Source organism: Thermovirga sp., from assembly GCA_012523215.1.
Taxonomy (GTDB): domain Bacteria; phylum Synergistota; class Synergistia; order Synergistales; family Thermovirgaceae; genus 58-81.
This window is the reverse complement of sequence record JAAYIZ010000001.1, coordinates 1-8,953: the sequence shown is the minus strand read 5'-3', so window position 1 is coordinate 8,953 and position 8,953 is coordinate 1. Positions and strand designations below refer to the sequence as shown.

The 8,953-nt window shown below is 60.3% G+C and carries 10 protein-coding genes; all 10 read right to left on the bottom strand.

What is annotated here, in order from left to right:
* Positions 1–200, bottom strand: a 200-nt coding sequence (locus GX108_00050) for an NAD/NADP octopine/nopaline dehydrogenase (GenBank protein NLO55438.1), incomplete at its 3' end; no start/stop codon positions are given.
* Between the two features lie 36 nt (positions 201–236).
* Entirely contained in the window at positions 237–1,217 is a 981-nt protein-coding gene (locus tag GX108_00045; protein ID NLO55437.1) for an ornithine cyclodeaminase family protein, read from the bottom strand.
* A 41-nt stretch (positions 1,218–1,258) separates the two neighbouring features.
* Positions 1,259–1,696, bottom strand: a complete 438-nt coding sequence (locus GX108_00040) for a DUF126 domain-containing protein (GenBank protein ID NLO55436.1) — start codon at positions 1,694–1,696, stop codon at positions 1,259–1,261.
* Positions 1,672–2,940, bottom strand: coding sequence for a DUF521 domain-containing protein (locus GX108_00035; protein NLO55435.1), 1,269 nt, complete (start codon positions 2,938–2,940; stop codon positions 1,672–1,674). Before GX108_00035 ends, GX108_00040 begins: the two co-directional genes overlap by 25 nt.
* Positions 2,941–2,973: 33 nt before the next feature.
* On the bottom strand, positions 2,974–3,999 hold the full coding sequence (locus tag GX108_00030) for an ornithine cyclodeaminase family protein (GenBank protein NLO55434.1): 1,026 nt from the start codon (positions 3,997–3,999) through the stop codon (positions 2,974–2,976).
* Positions 4,000–4,017: 18 nt separating this feature from the next.
* On the bottom strand, positions 4,018–5,316 hold the full coding sequence (locus GX108_00025; GenBank protein NLO55433.1) for a serine dehydratase subunit alpha family protein: 1,299 nt from the start codon (positions 5,314–5,316) through the stop codon (positions 4,018–4,020).
* Positions 5,317–6,615 (bottom strand): TRAP transporter large permease, encoded by a 1,299-nt coding sequence (locus GX108_00020; protein ID NLO55432.1) that lies wholly within the window; start codon positions 6,613–6,615, stop codon positions 5,317–5,319. It abuts the gene before it with no gap.
* Between the two features lie 14 nt (positions 6,616–6,629).
* The gene (locus GX108_00015) at positions 6,630–7,193 is read right to left on the bottom strand and encodes a TRAP transporter small permease (protein ID NLO55431.1); all 564 of its coding nucleotides are present in this window, start codon (positions 7,191–7,193) and stop codon (positions 6,630–6,632) included.
* Between the two features lie 134 nt (positions 7,194–7,327).
* Positions 7,328–8,356, bottom strand: coding sequence for a TRAP transporter substrate-binding protein DctP (gene dctP / locus GX108_00010; GenBank protein ID NLO55430.1), 1,029 nt, complete (start codon positions 8,354–8,356; stop codon positions 7,328–7,330).
* 146 nt (positions 8,357–8,502) lie between these two features.
* On the bottom strand, positions 8,503–8,953 hold a 451-nt coding region (locus GX108_00005), incomplete at its 5' end, for an aldehyde ferredoxin oxidoreductase (GenBank protein NLO55429.1).

The window sequence follows — 8,953 nt, the reverse complement described above, 5'->3', positions numbered from 1 at the left end:
GTGACCCCGATGATCTTGCCGCCGCAGTTGATGTCGCCTTCGAGGAACATTTCCCTGGTCTTGTTCAGCTTGATGAAATCCTCGGTCATCTCCCTGGGCTTGAACATCACCACCGGGTATCCTTTCGCGGCTATCTGCGCCGCGAAGGCCATCCCGCCGTTTCCGCTGCCGAGGACCGCAAACTTTTTCTGTCCGCCCATCGAATGAACAACCTCCTTATCGGGCGCCTGGAGGGATCACAATTCGACCCAGGTGCCGGTGTTCTTTTCAAGGGCCTTCCGGTAGATAAGACGGCCGGTCATCACATCGTGGCTGGCTATACCCATCAGGACAGCGCCCCTGAGACCCTTCCTCACCGGGGCGGCCTTCCCGGCGCAGATCTCCCCCATGTCCGCGTAGATCTCCGCCTCCAGGGGATACCCGTCCTGGAAATAAACGCCCTGCTCCTGGGTCCAGAGGTACTGGTTGCGGTTATCGCAGACAAAGGCATCGCCCTTCATGATATCCTCGCTTAAGGCTGAATCGTAGTCCACGGCGATGCAGAGCACGTCTTTCTTCATCCACTCCCGCCTGACGAAGCGCTGGGGGTGTTCAACGATGGGGGTGCAGGTCACCACCAGATCGGCTCCCCTGACGGCGGATTCAGCCTCGTCCTCGATGACCAGGGGCGCCTTCGGGAACAGGGGGGCCATATCTTCCTGAAAGCGCTTCGCCTGCTCGGGGAAGACGTCATAGATGCGGACCTCCCTGATCCCGGGGAGGACCTCCCCGAGGGCGACCAGGTTGGTCCTGGCCTGTACCCCGAGGCCGATCATGGCGACCACTTCCGAGTCCGGCGAGGCCAGGTGACGGGCGCAAACACCCGAGGCCGCACCGGTCCTCCAGGCGGTCATCCAGTTGGCGTCCATGACGGACTTGATCATCCCTGTTTCGGGGTCGTTCATGCACCATACGCCGTTGATATAAGGAAGACCCTTGGCCTGGTTGGGGGGGTAACCGGCGGCCCACTTGATGCCCACCGCGTCGACCTCGCCGCCCATCCAGCAGGGCATGGCATGGATAAAGCAGTCCTTGCGAGGATGGACCCCTATCTTGGCCGGCAGTTCGCTCTGGTCGAGCCCGTTAAGCCGAAAGCCCTCCTCCACGGCGTCCATGACCTCGGTCATGGGTATCTCCAGGGACTCGACATCCTTCCTTGAGAGCCAAAGTGCTTTCATAAATTGTTATCCTCCTTCGTCGGACAAGACAATTTTTCGGTTCATGCCTCGCGGGTGACTTCAACGACGCCCCGATCCCCGTCTATCCGGACCCAGTCCCCGGTCCTGATCGTTTCAAAGGGGTCCTCCTCCAGGTCGGTCACGGCCGGGACCTTCGTCACCACCACCGCCACCCCGGTCCGGGAATCCATCTTCGGGAAGACGAAGCCCGCCGGTGCGAGGCCCTTGAGCCTGGCCACGTGGAAGTGACTCGACCAGCCATTGGATCCCTTACCCCCGGAGAGAACGAGGATGGCACCCTTTATGGACATGCCCTCGAAGGGGTGCCCCTTCTCGATGACGACACCGGTCTCGTCATCGAGGCCGCTCCAGCCCTGGATGGTATCCCTGCTCACCATGGCCGGCCCTTCGGCAACGCCGCCCCAGACGCCCCTGCCCTTGATGACGATCTTCTTCAACGGGAGGACCTCCTCTCCCATCGGCCCGCTACGGCCGCGTCGACGCACTGGGCCATGGAACCGAAGAGAACTGTTGATTTTGTCTCGGGCCTGATGTAATGGGCCTGCTTCAACGAGTCGAAGACGAGGGCGGAAGCATCCCTTGGCCAGGTCTCGCTGACCAGGGGGCAGGAACTCGTGACCAGCCGGGCGCCGGATAGCTCGATCGTCCGGCTGTACCCGGCCCTGTCGGCCAGTTCCCTCACCGCCGGCGAGGTCCAGATCCAAAGCGCTGTATCACCGTGGACCTCCCGTCCCTCGAGAAGGGCCGCGACGTCCCTGACCTGGTCTATGGAGTAATGGGGGCAGCCCAGGCTGACGTAATCCACGGCCTCGCCGGAACCCGCGAAAAGATCCGCCGCCTTTTCGATGTCGCCGAAGGTGATGGCATCTTCCACGGCGGCTTTCCGGCTCCCGAAGGCGCGGTCGAAATCGGGCGCCTCGGGGGTCACGCCGACGATATGGCACAACTCCGCTCCGCCGGTGGTCGCCATCGACGCGAAGCAGGATTTCAGCTCCACCACGCCGGGGGTTCCCAGGTCTCCCGAAAGGACAGGGATGGAATGGGTGGGCGTCCTGGAACCGACCACGTAGCCCAGCAGGTCCCACTCCATGACGTCTTGGGGGGTGAACTCCACCCTGAAGTGATGGGTCCCTCTCCTGTTCGACATGATATGGTTCCCCCACAGGGGCGTTTTACCGCATACGGCGGAACAGTAGGCGGCCTCTATCCCGTCAGCGTTGGCGCAGGCCCCCCAGAGGGAGTTCATGAGCGTTACGGCGTGGGATTCGGTGGATACGTAGTGCTCGCCCATCCTGGGGAGGAAACCCGAGAGGTAGGGCGTGCAGGTGGCCATGGGGTAAAGCCCCGCTTTCGTGTATTTTTCCAGGATCTTCCTGTTTTTCACGTGCCTTTCGGGCGAGACGCCGAGCTCCTGCCACCTCGCCGGGTCGGTGGGCCCCACGTCGGCCTGGGCATAGCAGGCGAAGCAATCCAGGCTGACCCTTTCGGGCGAACAGAGGAGCATTTCGGAGATAACCTCGTCGATATCGTCGGAGGCGCAGGCATCCATGTAGTGGTGTGCGCCCGCGAAGAGGTGGGCCTTGGTGACGTCGCAGAGACGTTCCGCTCCCAACACCTTGGCGTAATTTACGATGAACTGGAGGGCCACCCGTTTGAGAGGACCCTCCCGTCCGTCGAGGATGGACTTTTCCCTATCGGTCAGTTTAGTCAAAAAACCGCCTCCCCATAGCCCCCGTTAAAGGGGCAATTTCGTGCCGGCGCCGGAGGAAAGGGCCTTCTCGAACAAGGCCTTTGCCACCATCATGTCCTCCACGGCCATCCCCACGTTGTTGCATACGATGAGCTCCTCGGCGGTCTCCCTCCCCTTTTTAAGGCCGGCGGCCACTTCGCCGGTCTCGGCATATATCCCGGGGAGCCCGTCGGGGTAATAGCCATAGCCCTCGAAGAGTTCATGCTCCTCTATGCTGTCCACAAGGTACTTATCGGCCCTCTTCATGGTGGGGTCCTCGTAAAGGGAGTGCATATCGCACATGAGGATCGTCTGGCCTTTCCTTACCCAGTTGTCCCTGATCCGGGGCCTGGGCTGAGCCGTGATCACCGTGGCCGATGCCACGACCTGGGAGGATTTGACCACTTCCTCTATGGAACCTGCCTTTACTATCCTCGCCTTTACTTTTGGCTGCAGGTCACGGACCAGGTTAAGGGCGGCCTCCTCGAAGAGGTCGTAGACGAAGATCGTCTCCAGGTTCACCAGGACGTTTTCGATCATCCCCACATGGGCTCTTCCCTGGACGCCGCAGCCTATCATCCCGAAGGTCGCGGCTTCCGCCGGCGCCAGGTGTTTCGCGGCAACCGATGTCACCGCGGGGGTCCTTTTTTCGGTGATCCATACGGCGTCCATCACGGCCAGGGGCCATCCGCTCTCGGGATCGTTGTAGATAAGGAGGCCGGAGGTCTGGGTCAGACCGAAGCGTTCCCGGTTGGCCGGGAAACAGGAGGCCCACTTTATCCCGCAGGCGAAATGGTCCGGCAGGTAGGCGGGCATGGCGTGCATGAGGGTGTCCTTTAACGGGTGCAGGCCGATCTTGGCCGGCATCTCTGTCCTTTTGTTACCGTGAGCCGCCAGGGCTTTCTCGGTGAGGGCCAGGATCTGGCCGTCGGAAAGGCCGATATTTTTCGCCTCTTCCCGGGTCAGGTAAAGAATCTCCTTTCCTATTTCGAGGTGTTCTTCAACCCGTTTCCTTTCGCTTTCTCCAGGCATATTGAAAGCTCGCTCCTCTCAACAATCACCGTTAACGTCACCGCTCATCAGGATCTCGAGGACGGCCCGGTCCACACCTGCCATCCCCGGATCGGTGATGACCCTGAGGTTTCTCATGGTCTCTTCCAGGCATTTCCCCACCAGGCCGTTCTTCTCCGGGACCGTCGCCCCTCTCATGGCCAGCAGGGCCGACTGGTAGGCGACCCCGGAAGAGGTGGCCATCTTCAGGGAGCAGCCGAACTTGGCGCCGTCGCAGAGCATGCCGGTAATATCCGCCAGCAGCAGGTGCACCGCGGCTTCCATCTCGCTCACCCCTCCCCCGTGAAGATGGACTATGGCCGCTGCGGCTCCCGCCCCGGCCGCGACGGAACAACCGCAATGGGGCGTCAGGATGCCCGTGTTGGACTTGATCAGGCCCACCACCAGCAAGCCCAGGGCAAGGGCCCTGACCAGCTCCTCGTCGGTCGAACCGAGGTGTTCCGCCACGGTGCCCGCGGTCAGGAAGAAGGTGATGCCATGGTTGCCGCTTCCGAAAACGCCGTAGATGGGGACGTTCAGGCCGGACATACGCGCGTCGGCGGCGGCGGCCACCTGCTGCCGCAGGTCATTTTCAATGTCATCGCAGAGAAGGCCGGAGCTCCGGAGCTCGAGAAGTCGATAGCCCAGGCCCAGGCCCAAAGGAGAGGATCCCCCGGCCTGGGCGGCCTCCTTGTTCATCTTTACGCCTTCCTTGAGGAACAGGAGGTTTTCCAGGGGGGCCGCCTTGACGAGGGCCACCATTTCTTCCAGGTTCAAGGAGCCGATCTCTTTCAGGAGGTTGCCCCCCTCGGGACCGACCTCTTCGGGAAGTGAAAAGACCTCCTCCCCGTTCCTGGTGACCTTTACGAGGCCGTCGTGGGCGTGACGCAGCAGGGCCGTGGCCGAACCCGCGTCGGTCTCCACCTCGGCCAGGACATAGATGCCCTTGACATTCTCGGCCACCTTGAACGTGACGGGGCATTCCTTCAGGAAATCCCTGGCCGGCTCGAGGTGGGAAGGTTCGACCTTTTCAAGGAGCCGCAGATCCTTTTCGGGGTCGCCATAGAGAATGCCCAGCGCTACGGCAAGGTCGATGCCGCTTTGGAGCACACCCGGGATACCCACCGAAAAGGCGTCCTTGTAGATATTCCTGTCCATCGTGACGGTGACGGAACGGACCCTCCCCGGAACCTCCCGGTAGGCCCTGGAAGCCGCCAGGGCAATGGCCACGGGATCAGTGCACCCCACCGTGACGAAGACATGCCTCTTGAGTACTTCCTCCAATAGATCCTTCCTCACCTACCTGACCCCCAGTATCAGGTTGGGCAGGAAGGTGGCCAGGCCGGGAACATAGGTCGTCAGCGCCAGCGTCGGCAGCCAGCCGAAGAGGAGCATCCAGACCGTGGGCATCAGCATCTCGTTTATCGGCGCGTTGCCGACCCTGCCGCCCAGGTAAAGGAGCGGGGCCGCGGGCGGTGTGATGTTTCCCATGCCGAGGTTCACGCCTACGATGGCGGCAAAGTGGACGGGGCTGAAGCCCAGCTTGAGGATGATGGGGAGCAGTATCGGCGTGGAAAGAAGCACGGCGCTCACGTCATCCATGATCATGCCGATGATTATCATGAAAATATTTATCATGAAGAGTATGGCGTACCGGTTGGTGCTCACGGCCATCAGCAGGTTCAGGATCTGGGTGGGGAGGTCCTCCATTATGTAAAGGCGGCTGAGTATCATGACAGCGTAGAGCATGACCATGATGACGCCCGTCGTCGTGCCCGACTCGACCAGGACCTCGAAGAAGTCCTTACGGGTGAGACCCTTGTAGATCCAGAACCCCACCGGTATGGAGTAGACGGCCGCCACGGCCGCCGCTTCCGTCGGCGTCATGATCCCGCCGTAGATCCCGCCCAGCACCAGCACCGGCATGACCAGGGCGGGGACGGCCCGTTTACCCCGGACCCGGAAGAGGCTCCACTTTTCCCGGGATGAAATGGGGGCGGCAAGGACGAGGTCTTCGTTATGGCGCAGAAGGAACATGTTGATCACCGAGAGCAGTATGGTGAGTATTATCCCCGGGACCACCGAGGAGAGGAAACTCGCCAGGACCGACTGGTTGCCCACCCAGGAGTAGAGAATCATGATGGCGCTGGGCGGGATCAGCATACCCAGGACCGAGGCGTTGGCCAGGAGGGCCGCCGAGTGGCCCCTGGGGTAGCCGGCCTTTTCCAGCCTGGGGAACATGATGGAGCCTATGCACGAAAGGGTCGCGCAGGCGCTGCCCGTTATGGAGCCGAAGACGGCGCAGGATACCACCGCGACGACACCGAGACCCCCCTTGATCCTGCCCACGAAGAGGTCCACCAGGTCCACCAGCTTGTCGCCGATGTTGCCCCTCTCCATGATCCCCCCCGCCATGATGAAAAGCGGTATGGCCAAGAGGACGATGGTGCTCATCTTGCTGAAGCCGTAGGGCAAAAGGAAGCTGGGCGAGTATCCGCCGGTGATGACCAGGAGGGTGGTGGCGACGAGAAAGGCGAAGGGGACGGGGACTCCGATGATCAAGGTTATGACGAGCAGGACTAGCGAAAATAGAACCATGGGATGAACTCCTCTCAGCGGTTTCCTTCGGCCTGAGGGGTTCCCTGTCCGAAGTGGCTCCGCAACTTTTTAATGTCTTCCAGAAAGGCAAGGAAAAAGTAGAAGGTCATCAAAACCATCCCGAGAAAGACCGCCGTGTAGGAGACCACCATGGGGATCCTCCAGACCGGGGTCCGGGCGCTCATCTTTATGCCGAACATGAAGAAGTCGAGACCCCACCAGGAGAAAAGCAGGCTGAACAGGAATGTGATGGTCGAACTGAACGCGATGACTGAAGACTTCAGCTTGCCCTCGGGAAAAAAGACCGAAACAAGGTCCGCCGTAATGTGGGTCCCGGTGTAACTGCCGTAGGAACCCCCCATGAAGTAGAGCCAAAAGGCGAAAATCACCACTATCTCCTCGAGGCCGTAAAGATCGGTCTTGAAAATATACCTGAGGATGACGGTGAGCACTATGGAGGCCACTACAAAAAGGCTGCTCACGATCAGGACGAATCTCTGGAATTTAAGCAGAAACTCCCAGAGAACATTATGGATCCTTACAGGATGAGGTTCCTCGTAACCACATGTTCCCGTCACGTTATACCTCCTATCTGCCTCCCCGAAGGAAGCAGGTCTTCAAGGTTCCGGTGCGGCCTCCCCCCCGGCGCACACCTGTGGGGGAAGACCGCACCGGTCGATAGCCGGCCTTCGATGAAAGCTCGATGGCAAGGCTATTTTACGTTGTAGGCCTCCATCATTTCATCGATGAGTTCCTTCGTGAGGCGCTTCTCGAGTTTAGGCCAGGTGACTTTCCGGGCATGAGCGGCGAGGTCTTTGACGTCCTCGGCAGTGTACCAGAAGCTCTTCACACCGTAGTCCTGGAGTTTGTCGAAGAACTCCCTGTCTTCCTTCTCGGAGATCTCGATACTCTCCCTGGCGGCCCTGGCACATGCGTCAGCGATGATCTTCCTGTCCTCTTCGCTGAGTTTGTTCCAGGTCACCTTGCTCATGAGGTAGGACTCGGTCTCGACGAAGTTGTTGATCTGGTAGTAGTACTTGAGCACGTCGCGGAAACCCTGGTAGGAGTGCGGCGGAGCTCCGCCGGTCCACCCTTCGGCTATGCCCGTCTGGAGGGCCGTGTAGAGTTCGGCGTAGGGGATGGACACGGTGGTGTAGCCCATGTCATCGGCGCCGATCTTGAAGGTGTCCATCGGGGGGACCCTGAGGAGAAGGTCCTTCTTGACCAGGGGATTGAGCACTTCCTTGGGCTCCTTGGTCAGCCCGAAACCGCCGAAGCCCTCGACGTTGAATCCCAGGAACAAAACTCCCAGTTCCCCGTGAAGCTCGGCCATCTTGTTGAAGAGCCATCCGCCCTGCTTGAAGACCTCAGCGGCTTCGTTATAGTCCCGCATGAGGTAGGGAACGTAGATGAGCTCCAGCCTCGAGTCGAACTGGCTCGGTATCGAAATGAGGGCCATGTCGATGGTTCCCCGAATGAGCTCCTCGTAGACGAGGGTGTAGTCGCCGAGCTGGCTCGAGGGGTAGGTCTTGATATCGATGCGGCCGTTGGTGGCTTCCGCAACCCACTTGGACACTTTCTGCATGCCCAGCGTGGACTGGTGGTCGGCCGGGCTCTGCCCTGCCATCCTGAGCGTAATCTCGGCTTTCGCTTCCGACGGGGCCGACCAGGCGCCCGCAAGGAAGACCGCCATGCAAACAGCAACAACAAGGGACACCGACAGTTTCACTCTCTTGGACATGAATCCTTTCCTCCTCTCAATTGTTGAGTATCCGATTTCGCCATTGCTATCCCTATGACTACTGCCGCCAAACTGGTCCGACGTTTCCTCCTCTCACCCTTTTGGTTATCCTCCACGACAGGAGGGGGTCCGGTTACGACCCATCCTTAAAGTCTTTCGAGGCCGAGCTTCTCCAGGGTCTCGTCGGTGGGCAAACCTTTCATCGTCCAGCCCCGGAATTGATAGTACTCGTCCAGTTGTCTCTCCAGGTCGGGCAATGTATCAGCCGATTCGCCGGTCCCCCTGGGCTGCTTCAGGATCCTCTCGGGCAGGCTGTCCTCCTTCCTGCCCATGCCCAGGGCGGCGTTGTAGAGCCTCTTCAGGGTGAAGATCCTCTCACCGGTCTCCAGGAGCTCTTCGGGTGTGACGTTCCACCCGGTCACGAGGGAAAGCCATCGGGCGTATTCCTCGACCCTGGTCCCGACGGTGACGGAGAACTTGCATACCTTCAGAGAGTCCGCCACGGCCATCAGGTCCTGGAAGCGGGCGGTCATTATCCCCTTGCCTTCGTCGGCCTTCCTGTCCTGGACCGTTTCATAGCCGAATTCCGGGAAGGTT

Excerpts from the sequence above, each read along its gene's own strand:
- GX108_00040 (NLO55436.1), bottom strand. The coding sequence starts at position 1,696 with ATGGGAGAGGAGGTCCTCCCGTTGAAGAAGATCGTCATCAAGGGCAGG.
- dctP (NLO55430.1), bottom strand. The coding sequence starts at position 8,356 with ATGTCCAAGAGAGTGAAACTGTCGGTGTCCCTTGTTGTTGCTGTTTGC.
- GX108_00030 (NLO55434.1), bottom strand. The coding sequence starts at position 3,999 with ATGCCTGGAGAAAGCGAAAGGAAACGGGTTGAAGAACACCTCGAAATA.
- GX108_00020 (NLO55432.1), bottom strand. The coding sequence starts at position 6,615 with ATGGTTCTATTTTCGCTAGTCCTGCTCGTCATAACCTTGATCATCGGA.
- GX108_00045 (NLO55437.1), bottom strand. The coding sequence starts at position 1,217 with ATGAAAGCACTTTGGCTCTCAAGGAAGGATGTCGAGTCCCTGGAGATA.